We start from the raw sequence: 17,182 nt of genomic DNA, 5'->3' as shown, positions 1-17,182 counted from the left end.
ATACCGATTATTATGGTAGCAATGATAATCATTAGCCGAGGATTTTGACATAGACCGGCCTGCAATAAGTCTGCTTTCTGTCTATCAACCGCATCCAGGAATACAAAGACAATTCATGTATGACCTCGCTGACAGGCTTGGAGAAAAAAATAAAACAAGACCCCAGGCCGACCCCCATAACCAGAACCCAAATCAGATCCGAAATAGTGCTTATCGGTTGGCCTATAGCGCCCACAACGAACCTCCACAGTTTTTGTAATTCTCATGCCATTGGCTATTTGAATTTAACCGCCGCGCCCAGGCGAGCTTAGAGCGATGAAGTGCGAAGGTTGTGCGTTGTTGGGGCAAATCCTACTCTTGCAGTTTCACCCTTACGAGATTGTCGCTTTGCATGGACATCTGTGCGCGCTTGGGAAGGTCAGATGTATTTTCTCCCGGCATGTCGATCTGAGGCATTGGGGCGTCGATGCTAAACTGCGTCATGGAGGCGATTGTGCCTGATATGAATTCGCGGCTTGCAACGTCAAAGTAATACACTGATGTGTCTCGTGATGAAAATTTGTACTCACCCTCCATTTCCGGCGGGATTTTCAAATCCGATATGTAGGTATCCACATTGAACTGAGCGCAAGTTTTCCCGCCGATATCGACATACTGCGCAAGAGTAATTCGGGTATGGCCCGTTACCTTAAGCACGGACCCGCTGACATTGAACGGCATTTGTGCAGGAACATCCACGGATTCCCCCACCATGAGCGTTTGAGGCGGCAGGGGGAACAAATCCTTGAAGACTTCATACTGGGGGCTGTCCCCGCAAGAGCCGGAGCCGTCTTCTTTCACTCCCTGGATAGCGATTGGCGGCATCTGCTGTTCCATGGTCTTGGGGCCTTCCAAGCCCGCACCTATCTTCATGCTCATCTTCATATCTTTGAGCACCATTTCCGCTGTGCCGTTTCCCTGGCTCCTGACGAGCAAAACGCCGTTTCCTGATATTTCTTGCCTCATGGGACCTGAGTTACCCCACAAAGCGCTTGTCGTACTGTTCGACACCTCCTGGGTGTATGAATAGGCGCTAACGCCATCCGCCTTGGAAAAATCCCACCGGAAAACCGGAGCCGTGGCCGGTGGGTCCGTCTTCCTGTATTCATCCTTCAAGACTTCTTTGACGAACCTTGACGTGTTTGCAGCTTCATCGTCTTGCGCTTTGCACGGCGCGCCGCCAATGCTTATGGATAGCAACAGGGCGATGGCCGCGATGGTGGATTTTAGATTTCTTGTCGGCGTCATCATGGGCATAGGGAGTTCCTTTCTGTTAGCCGAAAAAACAGGGCGGATATTGAGGTTGAGTTACCACAATATCCGCCCGAAGTGTAAGCCGCAACCTATTTTTTTTGCCGAAGCCTATGCCTTCCCCGGTTTTACACCTCCGCGCCCAGGCGAGCTGAGAGCGATGAAGTGCGAAGGTTGGGCGTTGCGGGCGGGGAAAAGTAATGCCAAGGTATATAACGACCCGACCGCAACGGCCTGACACCGCAGATCGCTCTCTCAGACCCTCTGGAGGAGATGAATGCACATGGCGGCCTCTTCTACTCCTATGTTTCCTCCGCCGTTTTCCGCAAGCCCTATGCGAGCGCCCTCCACCTGCCGCTTTCCAGCCTCGCCCCTTAGCTGCAAGCCTATCTCGTAAATCTGGGCAAGACCGGAGGCTCCGATGGGATGGCCCCGGCATTCAAGCCCGCCTGAGGTGTTCACGGGCAGGAGGCCGCCAAGTTTGGTGGCTCCCGATTCCGCGAATGGTCCCCCCTCGCCCATGGGGCAGAAGCCCATCGCCTCGGTCTGGTGAAGCTCTCCGTAGCTGGTGGCGTCGTGAAGCTCGGCTAGGCTCACGTCCTTTGGCCCGATTCCGGCTATGTTGTAGGCTTTTTTCACGAGCCGCTCGCCGATGTCCTCTTCATCCAGGGTCCTGTCGCGGCCCGTTCCGAGAACCGACGCCAGTATTTTTATGGGCCGCGCCCCGGTTAGCTTTTTGAGGTAGGATTCCGAGCAGACGATTGCCGCAGCGGCTCCGTCGCCAACCGGGGCGCACATGGCCCTTGTCAACGGATAGGCCACGGGCTTGTCCTTCATCACCTCGTCCACGGTCATGTCCTGCTGATACTGGGCAAGGGGGTTTAAGGAGCCGTGAAAGTGGTTCTTGGCGCAGATCGTCGCAAGCTGCCTTTGAGTGGAGCCGAACTTGTCCATGTGCCAGCGCGCGCCCATTGCGTAGGCGTCCATGAAAATGGAGCGGCCCTGGCCGGGGGCCCCGTCGTCCTGGCCGCCGGTTATGTGCTTGAAGCGCTCGCTCATCTCCATGAAAAGCTTGATGCCGGCCTCGATGTTTTCGAGGTCCATGCAGGATGCGTAGGCTCCAAGGGCGAAGGCTTTATCGGGGTGGGTGATTTTCTCCGAGCCGATGGCGATGGCGACATCGTACATTCCGGCCTTGACGCCCACGTAGGCGTGGTGGAGGGCCGTGGACGCGCCCGCGCAGGCGTTTTCCACGTTGGTGACGGGGATTTTGCCGATTCCCATGCCGCGCATGACCACCTCGCCCCTTATGGAATGCTGGTTGGTGTACATTCCCCAGAAGGTGTTGGAGAACAAGGCCGCTTCCAGGTCATCCTTGGTGAGCCCGGCGTCCACAAGAGCAAGCTCGGTGACCTCGGTGGCCAGTTGCCGCACGGTCTTATCGGGGTACTTCCCGAACCGGATCATGCCCAGGCCGATTATAAAGACGTTATCCATAGGATTTCCTTTTCAATGTTTGCGGCCGCCCAAAAACGCGAACTGCTGTGTCACGCATCAAAGCCGATTTCGGTCACCTACAAAAGCGTACGCTCATTCATCGGCTTTTCGCGCGACGTGTTCATCGTTTTTTGACGGCCTTTTGCAGGGTGGTTAAACAACTTATTTCCATTCGACTTGAAACGTATCCCGTTTGACAATTCCGTCGATCTTCCCCTTGGGCCAGCCAACCGCGATGGACGTCACGGCCTCCCAGGGGTGGACTATGCCGAGCTTGCGCCGCAGGGCCGCGTTTTGCGGGTAGCCCAGAGGCTCCACCGCCAGTCCTATGTAGCAGGTTCCGAGACCAAGGGAATGGGCCGCGAGCACCATGTTCTGTGCGCACATGCCGCAGTCGAGGTCGGGGTTCGAGATGCCCACCTTGTTTTTCAGTATGAAGATGACCGCCGGCGCGTGCCAGTAGATGACGTTCTTGTCCTTGTCGGCCTTGTCCATTGCCGTGAAGGGCCGGGGGTCGGTCTTTCCGGCCATGAACAGAGTGAGCGCCCCGAAGAGGGCCGCCCGCCACGCCTTGCGCTTGCCGGTTTTTTCCAGGTAGAGGTTCTTGAAGAGCCGAAGAACCTTCATGGCCCCGTTTTCGATCTCGGAAATAAGGGCCTGGTCGGTTATCACCACCACCTTCACCGGCTGGCAGTTTCCGGCTGAAGGCGCGAAGCGGCCCGCCTCGATGATCCTGTGGAGAAGCTCCTTCGGCACCTCCTTTTTCTTGAAAAGGCGGTTGCTTCGGCGGGTGTAGATGACCCGCTCGACTCCGGTCAGGGATTCCTCGATTTCGGCGTAGGGCCGCGTGTCACCCGCGATGGGCCGGGGATAGTCCATAACGCCCGTGAGGCGGCTCTTGTAGGGGCCTTCCTTTATGGCGAATGGGCCTTCAAGGTTTATTGCCCCTTCCGGGCACATGGCCACGCAGTTCCAGCAGTTGATGCAAGCCTCTTTGAATCCGCCGTAGCCGACGGGTTCGGGGAAGCCGTCCTTGCCCTTCACGAATCCGCCCGTGGGGCAGGCCTCTATGCACCTGCCGCATCTGGCGCATTTTTCCTTATCCACCGTGCGGGCCGGAAAGGCCGTGTCAGGAAGATAGGATTTGCCGATTTCTTCCATTGTCGTGTCTCCAGTAAATGAATCGCACAAAATCGCATGATTCGTCACCACGGCGAATGACGGAAAACGGCTTTCCCCTGGGAGCGCGGGCGTCCCGCCCGCTTTTGCCGTAAATAGCGGGCAAGATGCCCGCGCTCCCAGGGAAGGCTCGCCCTGTCGAAAATGGTTCATCGCCAAATTAAAGAGCCACAACGTTTTCAGCCGTGGGCGAAAAAGCATCCCTCAAAAGCCGGTCCAGGGGCTTTTCGGAGACGGTCTTGGGGATTTCAGGAACAATCTGAAGCCAGCTCGGAACCGAGTTTCTCTCCAGCTTTTCCATGCAGCGCCTTTTGACGGATTCCACGTTGACGGCCTGCCCCGGAAAGGGCGCGACGGCCGCCACAAGGTCGCTTTCCCCCGGAGCACCGGCCCTGGAGGGAATGCCGTAAACCACCACCTCCGATACCGATTCGTCCTCGCCGATCATCTTTTCCACGTAGTCGGGCTGGATGAAGTCCCCGTGACGCCGCAGGCCCCCGCCCTTGCGGAAATCGAAGTAGAAGAAGCCGTCGGCGTCCGTGTGGCAGATGTCGCCGGAGCGCAGCCAGCCGCCCCGCGTCTTTTCGGCTGACTCCTTCTCTTTCCCGTAATAGGCGACTTCCGTGGCCCCGCTTTTCATGCGGCTGATGAGCTCGCCCTTGACGCCCGCCGGAACCTCGTTGTCGGCCTCATCCACGATCTTCATTTCCAGCATGTCAGAAGGCGGCTTTCCGAATGAGCCTACGGGGCCCGTGCCCGGCGGATTGTGGGCAAGCCCGCCCTCCACTGCGCCGTACCACTCGTGGATGGCCACATCGAAGCGTTTGGCGAAATCCTCCCAGATGGCCCGTGGGGTTCCGGCGCTGATGACCCGGCGCACGGGGTTTGCGGCGTCATCCGGCCTTACCGGTTCATTATATATGCCGCTCATCATGCCGCCTAAAAGCGAGAAGCTGGTCACCCCGTATTTGCGGCAGATGTCCCAGAGGCGGCTTTTGGTGAAGCGCTCGGAAATGACGGCGGTTATGTTTTTCGCCATTGCCGGAAGAATCGTCGCCGACTGGGCGTTTCCGTGGGTCATGGAAAGGCCGGTGTAGAGAACGTCGTCAGGCTGGTAGTTCCAGATAAGGGACGCCATGAAGCCGTACACCATGAAGCGGTCGGCCTTGAGGACCACGCCCTTGGGGTCGCCGGTTGTGCCGGATGTGTGGATTATCTGGACCGGGGCCGCGAAGTCCAGGGGCGGAAGGCCTGTTAGCTGCGCCCCGCTTTCCGAGGCCAGAAGATCGTTCAGCGACGGATAGGCCGGGTCCACGGGAATCCCGTGCCACTTCTTGTACGCCACGCCCGCCACTTTCACGCCGGGGATTTCGGCTTTTACCTCCTTGAAGGCGGGCAGAAGGTCGTCAGTAAGAAGTATCGCCTTTGCCCTTGTGTTTTGCATCTGGAAGCTGAGCTTCCGGCCCTTGGATCGCGGGTCTATGGGAACCGCCACGGCCCCAAGGGACAGGGCCGCGAAAAGTGCGTAGAGAAACTCCGGGTGGTTTTTCATGAAAAGGGCGAAACAGTCACCCTTTTCCACGCCGCATTTTTTAAGGATGCGGGCGCACCTGTTGACGTTTTCGTAAAGAAGCCCCCAGGTGACGATTTCCTCGGTCCCGTCGTCGCCCAGGAAGATGAAGAGCACCTTGTCCGGCTGCGGGGCCGAGGCCCCCACCAGCTGAAATATGGCAAGATCGTTCATTGTCGGTCCTTTCGCCCATTATCTTTTAAACAGCCGGGGCGTAAGGCTTTCGGAAAACGATGAGCCGCAAGGCGCGCGAGAAGCCAATGAGCAAGCGTACCCGCCCAAGAAATCGCAGAGTTCTTGGGCTAAATGAAGATGTTCGTACGTGGCGGAATTGGCTTTAAAGCGCGACACAGCGGATCGCGTTTTCAGGAAGCCGATCAGTAAGACGTCAAAGCGTGGGCGCCAGTGATGATAAGCGTATCGTTCGCCCCGTCCTCTATGAGGGATGCCCTGGCGTCCCGGAAGAACTTCTCGATGGGGTACTCCTTTGACAGCCCTATGCCGCCGAAAATCTGCACTGCGTCGTTGGCCACCTCGAAGGCCGCCTGGGTGCAGAAGACCTTGGATGCGATGGAGTAGTGGGTGAGGGGGGGCGAGTTGCACAGGTTGAAATTGAGCGCCGCCCGTGAAAGGCTGCGGGCCGCCTCAACCTTGGTGAACATGGAAAACAGCTTATGCTTTATGTGCTGGTGGGCGAAAAGCGGCTTGCCGCCCTGGATTCGCTCCTGTGAGTAGGCCAGGGCCGCCTCGAAGGCGGCACGGGCAACGCCGGTGAACATGGCTCCCATGCTGGCGTTGGCGGTGGCCAGGGTCAGGTCCACTATACCCTCGTAGGACTCCGGGTCCACCAGCATGTAATCTTTCGGAATCCGCACGTTGTCGAAAAATATCTCGCCCTGGTTCAGGGCCCTTTGTCCGATCTTGTCCAGGGGACGGCCCCGGCGCACGCCCGGCGCGTTCAATGGCACTATGCCGATGCCTCCCCCCGCCATGCCCATGGAAGGGTCTATGGTGAGAAAGGTCATGGAGTGGGTGGCGATGGTGCCGTTGCTGACCCAGCTCGACTTCTGGCCGGAAATCACCCAGTCGTCGCCGTCAAGCCTCGCCGTCACCTGGCAGGAAATGTTCGGGTCGCAGAAATGTTCGGTTCCGGGGCAGAGGGTGTCGCTTCCGTGGTCCGGCTCGGTTATGCCCCAGCAGCCGATGAAGGTGGCGTCGGTGTTGGCGCAGAAGGGCTCGATGATCTCCTCGATCATGCGGTCGTTGGGCATCATGGAGGCGAAAAAGGCCGGAAAGCAGGCGACTCCCAGGCCCACCGCGAAATCCGCGCTGCCCCAGGCCAGCTCCTCCAACACTATGTGGGTGCCGATGGGATCCAGGCCCATGCCGCCCCAGGTGTCCGGGATGAAGATGGAGTGATAGCCCAACTCGTAGCCCTTTTTCATGGCGTTCCAGAAGACGGGGCTTTTGATGACGTCTTCGGGGTCGCTTAGCTTGTCCAGTTCCAGGCTCGCCGGGCGCAGAACGTCCCGGGCGAACTTGTGGGTTTCCTTTTTCAGGGCCTCGTGTTCGGGCGTCAGCTCCACGTTGAGATCGATGTAAGCCATGGAAATACTCCTTTAGGTCACTTGGACGGAAAGATTACATTGGGAGGTTATATTTTTTTGCGATTTCGGGGTACGCCTCGTGGGCGGGTTTGAGAAGCGGAAGGAGTTTCAAGACTTTTTGTATCGGCCCCTGGGTCTTTATCTTGCGGGTTGCGATGGCCACCGGAAGGGAGAGCTTCTTGAGCCAGAAATTGTGGCAGGAGTCGCCGGAAAGGGTCATGGTGACGTCGGGTTTCAAGTTGGAGGGGCCGCAGATGACGTCGCCCTTTTCGTGGGAGAGCCAGATCTGGCCCGAAGGCTCCGTGATGCTGAAAAGAATGGTTATTTTGGCGTCCATGGCGTTTTTCAGCACTTCGGGATTATCCATGAGCCCCCTGAAAAGTCCTCCCAAAACCTCGTACATTTTTTCGGTATTCTCGAAAACGGGCATTGTGTGCTCCTTTTGTGTTGGGGTAGCCGCCTGTCTAAAAACGCGAATCGCGGTGTCAGGTCTCGCCGGAAAGTCGGTCACGTACGAAAGAGTACGCTCCCTCCTTTCCGGCTCACCTTCCTTGCGCTTCATCGTTTTTATCCAGGCTTCCTATACAGTCTTTTCATCGGATATTTACTTTATCCTCCAACTACTGATTAACGATATACGGGTTCATCAAGCGGGTTATGGCGTCTTTGACCGCGTTTACGGCCCACTCGCGGGAGTGCCGGGTGGGGGCCAGGAACCAGCGCTCGGCTGTTCCCTGGTAGATGGCCGAAATGGCCCGCGCCAGCGGGTCGGGGTCCAGAGGCCGGAAAAGGCCGCGTTCGACTCCCAATGCAAGCGCACCCGACAGAAGGGCTATCCAGCCTTCCACCCATTCCTCGAAAACCTCCCGGTAGGCCGGGTCGTGGGCGGCTTTTGCCATGCAGTCGAAAAGTATCGGGTAGCCCAGGGGCACGTAGGGCTCGTCCGGGTCGAAAAGAAGGCCGAAGGCCAGGAGCTTTTCAAGGGGATCGTCCGTTACCTCCATGCCCAACCTGCACCGCTCGAAAACCTGGGCGAAGAACTCCCGGAACGCGGCTATGAAAAGCTCGTTCTTGCTCTTGAAGTAGTGGGCCAGGCCCCCCTTGGAAAGACCGGCCTCGGAGGCGATGTCCTCCATGGTGGCGTCGAAGGAGCCCTTCTGGGACATCACCTTCAAGGCCGCCAGAAGAATTTGGTTGCGCCTTATCTCTTCCAGTTCGCTTATGGCCATAAGGAACTTTCCGTTATGGGTGCGGTGGAATTTTTGTGAGGATGTTTGACCGACTGGTTGGATTATTTTCCGACCGTTCGGTCGGTTTAGTGCCAAATTAATAAATCACCCAGGCGATTGTCAAGGCCAAATTGCGATGCCGCCCAAAAATTTTTACGTGCGGGAAAATAAAGGGATTATGAATGGAATGGCAGGGTCACCAATTTTCAGTTTTTTTAAACCTGCGATAGGGGCGGTCACAAAGGATGAGATGCCAGGGTTGGCGAGCGTCCCCCCTCTTTATCGGCCGGATGCGTTAGTCTGGATAAAAACGATGAATCTCTTTTGCCTTTATCGCGGCTTCGAGGGGCGATCACAAGCGATGAAGCGCAAGGAAGAGCAAAGCGGGCGGGGAGGAATAGTACAAACGGTACATGACGACCCGCCCGCTTTGCTCTGACACAGCGATTCGCGCTTGTGGACGCCCCTACGCAAGCAAACTGTTCATGACCAGGCCCGTGACGACCTTGGGGTAGAAATAGGTTGACTTGCGCGGCATGACGAGCCCGGCTCCGGCCACTTCCCGAACCTCTGAAATCCGGGTGGGATTGATTACGAAACCCGCCGCCATGCGGCCTTCCCGCACCTCTTCGGAAAGCAGTTTCGCGTTCACGGTGTAGCGGATGAGGTCGTGGTCGTCCATGTCCGCCTGGGTAAGGCCCAGGATGGTGAAAAATATCAGGTGGGTGAGTACGGAAACATCCAGGCTGCGCAACGAGGGTTCGAGAACATCAGAAAACAGCGTGTCCATAACGCCGGGTTTTACGGTCAGAAGCCTTGTGCCGGGCTTTGTCATCACCACGATGCCGGTTTTATCAGCGGGTGTGGCCGTAAGTTTTGAAAGGGCGGAGTCCCTGCCCTGGTCGGTGAGGGGGAAGGTTTCCACGTCGAAATATTTCGGGGCTTCGGATTCAAGCCTTGCGAATGCTTCGTCCGAAAGCTTCGACACCATGCGGTGCGCCGGAAGAATCACCAAGCCTGGGTCTTCCATGCTGCAAAGGTAGATCATTACGAACCGGGCAGGGTGGTCTTCGGGAAGCGGGCCTTCCAGCTCTTCCCGCCAAGCCATGTAATTCAAGGCGGTTTCGTAGCGATGGTGGCCGTCGGCTATGAATATTTCGCTTTTGGCGAGCTTTTGGGCGAAAGCGGACTGTGTGGCCGGGTCTGTTATGCGCCACATTTTGTGGTGGTGGCCCACAGTTTCGGTGAAATCCATTTCAGGGGCCGCGCTTTTGCAGCAGGCGTCAAGGATTTTAAACACCTCGCCGCCTTCATCGGGGTAAAGGCCGAAGATGGGTGAAAAATTGGCGTGGCAGCGCTTGAAAAGGGAAAGCCGCTCGCTTTTCACCGTGCTGAAGGTTTTTTCATGGGGCCGCACCACGCCCTTGTCGAAGGTTTCCAGGCGAAGCCTTGCCAGAACGCCCTGGCGCACTATTTTTTTGCCGTCCACCATAAATTCGTGGGTGGTGAGGTAAAAGGCCGGGACCGGGTCATTCACCAGGGTTCCGTCCTTTTGCCAGTCGTCGAAAAAACAGGCCGCCCGGGTGTGGGGGTTGCAGACCTCCGAGTCCGAGTTTTCCGGCTTGCCCAGAATGAGCCGCACGATGTTCTTGGGGTGCCTGCCGTAGAAGGCGTCCTGCTCGGAAGGGGAGATCACGTCGTAGGGCGGGGTCACCACGTCGGCCATATCGGGGACCGTTTTCGGATTATATACGATAGCCTTGAAGGGCCTGACTTGCGCCATGATTGCGTTGTCCTCGTTTCTCATGAAATGGGTTCAAATCATCCCATCTGATACAACGGGGCGCAAGTCATGGCAAATGAATTTTTCCTCAGAATGGAAAAAAACGTATGATTCGTGGAGGAGCGGGAAAGCCGGAATCAAAGCCGATCATGAGCCTGTCTGTCGGGTTCGGGCCACCGGGGATTGAGGGCATCGACTGCCACGAGGCATGAAACAAGAAGAAGTTATGGCCGGGCCACCTGGGATCAAGGCCGATCACAAGCGATGAAATGCAAGGAGCGCGAGCGGCGCGGGAGCAAGCGTACTAAATGTACGTGGCGGACCGCGCCGCGATTCGCGACACAGCAGTTCGCGCTTGTGGACGGCCGATTAATTACCGCCAGCGAGGGCAACAAATGCGTGGGCCCAGTCCGGCGTTCCCAGGGCATGTATGTGGGTGTAGGTGGCGAGGACGTTGTTGGCGGAAAAGCCGTCCATCCCCTTTATCATTCCCTTGCCCCGGTTCATGGAAAAGGCGAGGGATGCGGGGTCTCCTTCAAAGGATTCAACCTTGGAATAGTGGAACTCGTGGCCGCGAAGCTCGGTCCCCACCGGGTAAAAGGGGTTTTGGCCCGTCACCCTCACCATCGTGTATCCGTGTCCTGCAGGTTTTTCGCAAAGGCTTATGGAGGCCGGAACAACGCCCGCCATGGGGTAGGTTCCCGAAGGCAGCCTTATTTCGCGGGAAAGGTACATGAGCCCGCCGCACTCGGCGTAGATGGGAAGCCCGGCTTCGGCCCAGGCGCGCACCTTCTCGCGGGCATCGGCGTTTTCGGAAAGCTCGCGCGCGTGGGTTTCCGGGAAGCCGCCGCCGATGTAGAGGCCGTCTAAGTCCGGGAGAACCGCGCCCGGAAGCAGGCTTACGATAACCACCTCGGCTCCTGCTTCGGTAAGGGCCTCGATGTTTTCCGGGTAGTAGAACTGGAAGGCGCTGTCACGCACCACGCCAATTCTTGGACGCCTGCCCGCGCCTGATTTTCGGGGAGGGATATTTTCGCAGGCGTCATGCCCGGAAACACCCGGCAGAATGGGCGAGCCGGCCACGGAAAAAAGGCCGTTCAAATCCAGGTATTTTTCCGCCACTTCGGCTGCGCGGGAAACCGCCGCCCCGGCCCACTCGTGCTCCGGGGCCGGAACAAGGCCCATGTGGCGCTCCGGGAAGTCCTCGCGGGAAAGGTTGGGTATGGCCCCCATCACCGGGATTCCAACGTGGCGCTCGATGTTGGCGCGCACGTTGTTCTCGTGCCGGGTTCCGGCCACGCGGTTCAAAATCACGCCCCTTATGTCAACGTGGGGGTCGAAATGGGAGCAGCCAAGGATCATGGCGGCGACGGTGCGGGTGGACTTGGTGCAGTCCGCTATCATTATGACCGGGCAGGTGAGGAGCTTGGCAAGCTCCGCCGTGCTGGTGGAGCCTTCGGTATCCATGCCGTCGAAAAGGCCCCGGTTGCCCTCGATCACCGCGATGGAGGAGGGATCGGAGTGGCGGCAGAAGGCGGATTTGACGAGATTTGGCGGAACCATGAAGGTGTCCAGGTTCCTGCACGGACGAAGTGCCGCAAGGGTGAGCCAGCCTGCGTCAATGTAATCCGGCCCTTTTTTGAAGGGGGTGACGCTCCTGCCGCTTTTGGTCCACGCGGCTATTACGCCCGTGGTGATTATGGTTTTTCCCGATCCGCCCCTTAAGGCGGAAAATATTATGCGCGGCACGACCATTGGGCGATCCCGATCAGATGGTGGTGAAACGGATTTCAAAGGCCCTGATTATGCTTATCGGGTAAGACATGGTTATCCGTGTTTTTGCCAGGAAAAAACGCCTGCCCGGAAAAAAGGTTTCGGACCAGATGTATCCTTGAAATATTAACAGAAAGCAAGCATGAAAAAAAGGGGATAATCCTCAAAAAACACTGTGAAATATATCACTATGGCTGACCCGATACAAGGCGCAACCTTCCCGGTCACTGCTTCATTTCCACCGGAAAATTCTGAGAGCAAGGAAAAAGCCGATAGTCCCCCATACGGCAAGAATGGCGCACTGGGACCAGATTTCCCCTATCCCTGCGCCCTCGTTCAGCACGAGCCTTGCCGAGTCGTTGAAGGCGGTTAATGGCAGGAGCCTGATCAGCGGGTGAAAGGCTTCGGGAAAGCGGTCGTAGGAGAAAAACGAGCCCGAAAAGAGCCACATGGGCACCTGCACCAAGTTCATCCAGCCGGACGCCGATTCCGTGGACGTGGCGCGGGCCGCGATCAGAAGGGCGATTCCGGCGAAGGCCGACATGGTGAGAATGCAGACAAGGCCGAAAACAGTAAGCGAACCCGCGATGGCGAACTTGAAGACCAGGATAGCGAAAACCAGCAGAATGGCGGCTTCGGCCACCAGAAAGCCCACCCGGGACAAAATGAAGGCCAGGAGGAAATGCGCCCGGTTCATGGGGGTCGCGGCGAAGCGCTTGATGAGCTTCTTGCGCCTGAAATCCACTATGGCGTAGCCCATGCCCCACATGCACCCGCTCATTATGTTGAAGCCGATGAGGGCCGGCAGCAGAAAATCGATGTAGCGGCCCGATTTTTCGGTGAAGCGCTCCTCGGTCACAAGCACCGGGTCCTTGCGCCCGAAGGCCTCCTGCACGCGCTTTTCTGCGGCGAGCGCGGCCTCCCGCGCTCCTGGCCGGGCAGGGTCCAGGCGGAAGGACAGCTTCTGGGGAAAGGATGGTCCGGCCACGGCCACAAGGTCCGTTTTGCCGCCCTTGAGGGCCTTCGCGGCCTCCGCCGCTTCCATGACCGAAGGTTCCAGAAGGGTTTCGGAGGGCCTGCCCGATGATTTTACCGCCCCAAGAATCCCATAAAGCACGCCCGCCTTTTCGCCGGTAACGGCTACCCTGAGCGCCGCGCTTTTTCCGGGGGTGAAGGCGACCCCCAGAACCAGGGCCAGGATCACCGGAAAGACGAAGACCCAGAAAATGGCCTCCGGGTCCCTTATGAATTCCAGGAACCTGACCCTGGTGAGTTCCCATAGGGGATGATACTTCAAAGGCCTTGCTCTCCGGCAAAAGATAGCCCCTTACGGGCTTGTAAGTGTTTTTCCGGTAAGGTGCATGAAAACGTCCTCCAGGGTGGCGTCACGGGTCTTGACCGTGGTGTGCGAAAGGCCGTTTTCCGCCAGAAAGGAAAGAAGGCCCGGAAGAACTTTGACCGGGTCATCCGTGAAAAGAACCGAGCCGTCGCCCCTTGTCTGCGCCAGCCTTACCCCTTTCAGGGTTTCGGCGGCCTTGCGGGCGATTTCGCCGTTTATGGCAAGCTCCACCAAAGATGGCGCGGGAAGCATTCGGATCAATTCCTCAGGCGTTCCAAGGCTCCTTATGGTCCCCTGGTCCATTATGCCCACCCGGTGGCAGAGGCGCGCGGCCTCCTCCATGTAATGGGTGGTAAGAAGCACGGTCCCGCCTTCCTTCACGAAACCTTCCACTCCGGTCCAGATGCCATGCCGGGCGTTGGGGTCAAGGCCGGTGGTGGGCTCGTCCAGAAAGAGTATTTCGGGCTTTCCGGCCAGGGCGCAGGCAAGGGCCAGCCTCTGCCTTTCGCCGCCGGAGAGGTTTCCCACACGGGCGTCCCGCTTGTGGGCGATGCCCATTGATTCTGAAAGAGCTGTGATATCGGCGCGGTTTTTGTGGAAGCTGACGAAAAGCCGCAGGGTCTCCCAGACGGTGAGCTTGTCTGGAAACCAGGTCTCCTGGAGCGTCACCCCGATTTTTTCCCTGAGGCTGCGGTTTTTGTTCTCGTTTTTATGCCAGGGCCGACCAAGGATGAGAATGGTTCCGGCCCGTTTGGTGTTCAAGCCCTCGAAGGCCTCAACAGCCGTGGTCTTTCCCGCCCCGTTGGGGCCCAAAAGGCCGAAGCATTCCCCCCGGTTCACGTCAAGGTCGAGATTGTCGACCGCTATGAAATCCCCGTAGGCCACGACCAGGCCACGGCAGACGATGGCGGGCGATTTTTCGGAATCAGTCATGGCTTGCGGGCTTCTACTTGTTCATCTCTTTGATCACTTCCTCGGTGATATCCACCCTTGGGTCCAGAAAGCCCATCACCGTGGGGTCTTTGATCACGATGCTGTAATTGCGTTTCTGGGCCACCTTTTTCACCACGTCGTCGGCCTTTTTATAGACGTCTCCGGCCAGGGCCTGATCCTTGGCCTTGAGTTCCTCGCGGGCGTCCTGAAGTGCGCGGTCATAGTCCTTCTTGGCCTGGGCGTATTCATCCGCCGCCTTCTTGCGGGCATCCATGGGGGATTTGGCGTCCTCCGCCTCTTTTTTCAGGCGAACGACCGATTCGGCCAGGGGCTTCAAGGATTCGGCCTTGGCCTTGTCTGCGTCAAAAAGCAGTTTTGCTGCTTCCTGGCCGACCTTGGTTTCCTTCATGATCCTCTGGAGGCTGACGTAGCCAACCCTGTCCCCGGCGTCGGCGGCAAAGGCTGCGGGGGCCGAAACCAGTGCAAGAAGAAGAACTGCCCCTATCACGTAAGTTGCTTTTTTCATGGTATTATGGTCCTTCGATTCGGGTTTATCAACCTGTTGAAAAAGGCTCGATGTGAAGCCTGGATGCCATTCTGAATATTGGCGATGAAGCGCTAAGGCTGGCGAGAAGCGCGGGGAGGAATAATACTGTTCGTATATGACCGACCCGCGATTGCTCTGCCTGACACAGCGATTCGCGTTTTTAGACAGGCTGCCAACGATTGTTCAGAAAGTCGACAATAGCCGCGCTGACGGTTTTTTCATCCTCCCAGTGGGGCATGTGGCCGGTGCCGGGCACGGACAGGAATTTTGCCTGGGGAATGAGCGACAGCACCATGCGGTGGTTCTCGTACGGAACCACGGTGTCGTGAACTCCCCAGATCAGCATGACCGGCCTTTTCTGGCGTCCCACTTCGGCGAAGCTGGCGGCCTGGTCCGTGAGGTCGAAATTGGCCAGGGTGTCCATGATGGCCCTGCGAAAACCCCTGAAACCCATCTGGGCGCGGTACTTGTCCATAAAGGCGTCAACGCCGTCGGTTTTTTTGAAAAAGGCCGTGGCTGCGCCCTTTTCCAGGATCAGGCTTCCGAAAATCCGCATGAGCGCAGCTCCCAGCATGGGGGCTACGGAGGCCCTGGCCAGGGCGGGGACGTCAATGGGGGTGCCTGCCGGGGCGATCAGCACCAGGTTTTCCACGCGCTCCGGGTGGCGGGCGGTGAAAATCGCGGAAATGGCCCCGCCCATCGAAAGGCCCATCACGTGTACGGGGCTTTTGACTTCCAGCGCGTCCAGAAGCTCGCATACCTGGGTGTCGAAGAGATTTTCATCGTACACCACGTTGGGCCTGTCCGAAAATCCCCTGCCGTAGAGATCGAATGAAAGCACCCGGAAACCCGCCCTGGCCAGGGCGGGGGCCGTTCTTTCCCACACCGCGATCGGCGCTGAAAAACCGTGGATCAATACCACTTTCGGCCCTGTTTCCGGCCCGTCCCAGCGATAATGGACGTAGCCCTGGGAGAGCCTCACCCGGTTATTGAAATCGGGACGCGTCACGGCCTGGGAAACGTCGGCGCTTTCCCTGTCAGGCAGGACGGCCTGGGTGATTTTGTCGAAAAAGTCTTCCATCATGAGGTAAGTCTTCCTTCCAAGTCATGCGTGCATCATGTGGCGAACCCGTTTCAGGGGGTGCCGCCGGGACAAAATTTGTCATGCCGCGTCAAAAAGAGTATTACTCCAGTTGCCAGCATCCCTGTTTTGAATTATCTTTCAAAACAAATCAAGGCCAAAGCTCTCCAAACACTTCACACTGCGGAATATTCGGGCGGTTTCAAAGGAAAAACAGGCTGGCCGCTCTTGAGATTTTCGCCCATAACCGAAAAGGGATAGTTTTTCATGACCAAGCCCATGGGATATTTAGTGGTTTTCTTCGTGCCCGTATCGGTGATACTGGGCGCCGTGCTCGGCGGGGCCTGGAACTTTCTAACCCCGGTCCTGGTCTTCGGCCTTGTGCCGGTTCTGGACCTCGCCTTCGGCAGCAACACGAAAAACCCCACGCCCGAAGAGGAAGCGGAGCTTCTGGCCGCGCCGATTTACAAAAACATCGTGCTGGCCTGCGGCGCAACCCAGATTCTGATGGTGGCGGGCGGGGCCTGGGCCTTCACCCACGGAGACTGGACTTTTCTCGAAAGGGTGGGATTCATCTTTTCAATGGGCTCGTCATCCGGCATAATAGGCATCAACGTGGCCCACGAGCTCACCCACCGCATCCACGAGAAGGACGGAATCGAGCACAGGCTGGGAAAGGCCATGCTGGCCACGGTTCTTTACATGCACTGGGCCATCGAGCACGTGATGGCCCACCACAAAAACGTGGCCACCTTCGATGACCCGGCCACGGCCCGTTTCGGCGAGAATTTCTGGAAGTTTTTGCCCCGCACGGTTTCGGGCGGTTTCCGGGACGCGTGGAACATGGAGGCGGCGCGTCTTGCCCGCAAGGGTCTTCCCGCTTACGGGTTCGAAAACAGGGTCATCCGCTATCTTCTGATAGAGCTGGCCGTTCTGGTGTTCACCGGCGCGGTCTTCGGAGCGGCGGGACTGGCGTATTTTGTTTTGCAGGCCGCCGTGGCCATCTGGCTTCTTGAGGTGGTGAACTACATCGAGCATTACGGAATGAAAAGAAAGACGCTCCCGGACGGCTCCTTCGAGACGGTGAAGCCCATACATTCCTGGAACTCGTCCAACTGGTTCACCAATTATTTTCTCTTCAACCTGGAGCGCCATTCGGACCATCATTTCAAGCCCAACCGCAGGTACCAGATTCTGCGGCACTACGAGGAAAGCCCGCAGCTTCCCACGGGCTATGCGGGTATGATACTCTTGGCGGTGATTCCGCCCGTGTGGCGCAAATACATGGACGGGAGAGTGAGGCTACATAGGGCGGCCAACAACATGCCTGAGTGAGCGCCTTCCTGAAAACGCG

At 57.7% G+C, this 17,182-nt stretch carries 14 protein-coding genes; 1 reads left to right on the top strand and 13 read right to left on the bottom strand.

Going from position 1 to position 17,182, the window contains the following annotated elements:
• Positions 1–351 precede the first annotated feature (351 nt).
• The 13 genes from HZB23_01830 to HZB23_01770 all read right to left on the bottom strand — a co-directional run bounded on the left by HZB23_01830 (position 352) and on the right by HZB23_01770 (position 15,831).
• Complete coding sequence (locus tag HZB23_01830) at positions 352–1,296, bottom strand: hypothetical protein (GenBank protein MBI5843391.1); 945 nt, start codon at positions 1,294–1,296, stop codon at positions 352–354.
• Positions 1,297–1,545: 249 nt separating this feature from the next.
• Positions 1,546–2,787 carry a thiolase family protein gene (locus tag HZB23_01825; protein ID MBI5843390.1) on the bottom strand — a complete coding sequence of 414 codons (1,242 nt, stop codon included), beginning with the start codon at positions 2,785–2,787 and terminating at the stop codon, positions 1,546–1,548.
• Positions 2,788–2,949: 162 nt separating this feature from the next.
• Positions 2,950–3,948 (bottom strand): nitroreductase family protein, encoded by a 999-nt coding sequence (locus HZB23_01820; protein ID MBI5843389.1) that lies wholly within the window; start codon positions 3,946–3,948, stop codon positions 2,950–2,952.
• Positions 3,949–4,126: 178 nt separating this feature from the next.
• Positions 4,127–5,710: an AMP-binding protein gene (locus HZB23_01815; GenBank protein ID MBI5843388.1), complete on the bottom strand. Its 1,584-nt coding sequence runs from the start codon at positions 5,708–5,710 to the stop codon at positions 4,127–4,129.
• Between the two features lie 203 nt (positions 5,711–5,913).
• Positions 5,914–7,143, bottom strand: coding sequence for an acyl-CoA/acyl-ACP dehydrogenase (locus HZB23_01810; protein ID MBI5843387.1), 1,230 nt, complete (start codon positions 7,141–7,143; stop codon positions 5,914–5,916).
• Positions 7,144–7,177: 34 nt separating this feature from the next.
• The gene (locus HZB23_01805; protein MBI5843386.1) at positions 7,178–7,573 is read right to left on the bottom strand and encodes an SCP2 sterol-binding domain-containing protein; all 396 of its coding nucleotides are present in this window, start codon (positions 7,571–7,573) and stop codon (positions 7,178–7,180) included.
• 190 nt (positions 7,574–7,763) lie between these two features.
• On the bottom strand, positions 7,764–8,372 hold the full coding sequence (locus tag HZB23_01800) for a TetR family transcriptional regulator (protein ID MBI5843385.1): 609 nt from the start codon (positions 8,370–8,372) through the stop codon (positions 7,764–7,766).
• 466 nt (positions 8,373–8,838) lie between these two features.
• Complete coding sequence (locus HZB23_01795) at positions 8,839–10,155, bottom strand: DUF1015 domain-containing protein (protein ID MBI5843384.1); 1,317 nt, start codon at positions 10,153–10,155, stop codon at positions 8,839–8,841.
• A gap of 369 nt (positions 10,156–10,524) precedes the next feature.
• Positions 10,525–11,910, bottom strand: a complete 1,386-nt coding sequence (locus HZB23_01790; GenBank protein ID MBI5843383.1) for a cobyrinate a,c-diamide synthase — start codon at positions 11,908–11,910, stop codon at positions 10,525–10,527.
• Between the two features lie 250 nt (positions 11,911–12,160).
• Positions 12,161–13,225 (bottom strand): ABC transporter permease, encoded by a 1,065-nt coding sequence (locus HZB23_01785; protein MBI5843382.1) that lies wholly within the window; start codon positions 13,223–13,225, stop codon positions 12,161–12,163.
• 30 nt (positions 13,226–13,255) lie between these two features.
• Positions 13,256–14,200, bottom strand: coding sequence for an ABC transporter ATP-binding protein (locus tag HZB23_01780; protein MBI5843381.1), 945 nt, complete (start codon positions 14,198–14,200; stop codon positions 13,256–13,258).
• A gap of 13 nt (positions 14,201–14,213) precedes the next feature.
• Positions 14,214–14,726, bottom strand: coding sequence for an OmpH family outer membrane protein (locus HZB23_01775; protein MBI5843380.1), 513 nt, complete (start codon positions 14,724–14,726; stop codon positions 14,214–14,216).
• Positions 14,727–14,907: 181 nt separating this feature from the next.
• A complete protein-coding gene (locus tag HZB23_01770) occupies positions 14,908–15,831 on the bottom strand; it encodes an alpha/beta hydrolase (protein MBI5843379.1) in 924 nt (307 codons plus the stop codon).
• A 264-nt stretch (positions 15,832–16,095) separates the two neighbouring features.
• On the opposite strand from HZB23_01770, the gene HZB23_01765 reads away from it, so the two are divergent.
• Positions 16,096–17,163: an alkane 1-monooxygenase gene (locus tag HZB23_01765; GenBank protein MBI5843378.1), complete on the top strand. Its 1,068-nt coding sequence runs from the start codon at positions 16,096–16,098 to the stop codon at positions 17,161–17,163.
• Positions 17,164–17,182: the final 19 nt, after the last annotated feature.

This window comes from Deltaproteobacteria bacterium (assembly GCA_016235345.1).
Lineage (GTDB): Bacteria > Desulfobacterota > Desulfobacteria > Desulfobacterales > Desulfatibacillaceae > JACRLG01.
Note: the sequence above shows the minus strand (reverse complement) of the source record. Positions and strands in the feature narration are given on the sequence as shown.

What these genes read in the sequence shown, in the direction of transcription:
- HZB23_01790 (MBI5843383.1), bottom strand. Translation starts at nt 11,910, where the DNA reads ATGGTCGTGCCGCGCATAATATTTTCCGCCTTAAGGGGCGGATCGGGA.
- HZB23_01765 (MBI5843378.1), top strand. Translation starts at nt 16,096, where the DNA reads ATGACCAAGCCCATGGGATATTTAGTGGTTTTCTTCGTGCCCGTATCG.
- HZB23_01805 (MBI5843386.1), bottom strand. Translation starts at nt 7,573, where the DNA reads ATGCCCGTTTTCGAGAATACCGAAAAAATGTACGAGGTTTTGGGAGGA.
- HZB23_01800 (MBI5843385.1), bottom strand. Translation starts at nt 8,372, where the DNA reads ATGGCCATAAGCGAACTGGAAGAGATAAGGCGCAACCAAATTCTTCTG.
- HZB23_01775 (MBI5843380.1), bottom strand. Translation starts at nt 14,726, where the DNA reads ATGAAAAAAGCAACTTACGTGATAGGGGCAGTTCTTCTTCTTGCACTG.
- HZB23_01780 (MBI5843381.1), bottom strand. Translation starts at nt 14,200, where the DNA reads ATGACTGATTCCGAAAAATCGCCCGCCATCGTCTGCCGTGGCCTGGTC.
- HZB23_01770 (MBI5843379.1), bottom strand. Translation starts at nt 15,831, where the DNA reads ATGATGGAAGACTTTTTCGACAAAATCACCCAGGCCGTCCTGCCTGAC.
- HZB23_01795 (MBI5843384.1), bottom strand. Translation starts at nt 10,155, where the DNA reads ATGGCGCAAGTCAGGCCCTTCAAGGCTATCGTATATAATCCGAAAACG.
- HZB23_01825 (MBI5843390.1), bottom strand. Translation starts at nt 2,787, where the DNA reads ATGGATAACGTCTTTATAATCGGCCTGGGCATGATCCGGTTCGGGAAG.
- HZB23_01820 (MBI5843389.1), bottom strand. Translation starts at nt 3,948, where the DNA reads ATGGAAGAAATCGGCAAATCCTATCTTCCTGACACGGCCTTTCCGGCC.
- HZB23_01815 (MBI5843388.1), bottom strand. Translation starts at nt 5,710, where the DNA reads ATGAACGATCTTGCCATATTTCAGCTGGTGGGGGCCTCGGCCCCGCAG.
- HZB23_01830 (MBI5843391.1), bottom strand. Translation starts at nt 1,296, where the DNA reads ATGCCCATGATGACGCCGACAAGAAATCTAAAATCCACCATCGCGGCC.
- HZB23_01810 (MBI5843387.1), bottom strand. Translation starts at nt 7,143, where the DNA reads ATGGCTTACATCGATCTCAACGTGGAGCTGACGCCCGAACACGAGGCC.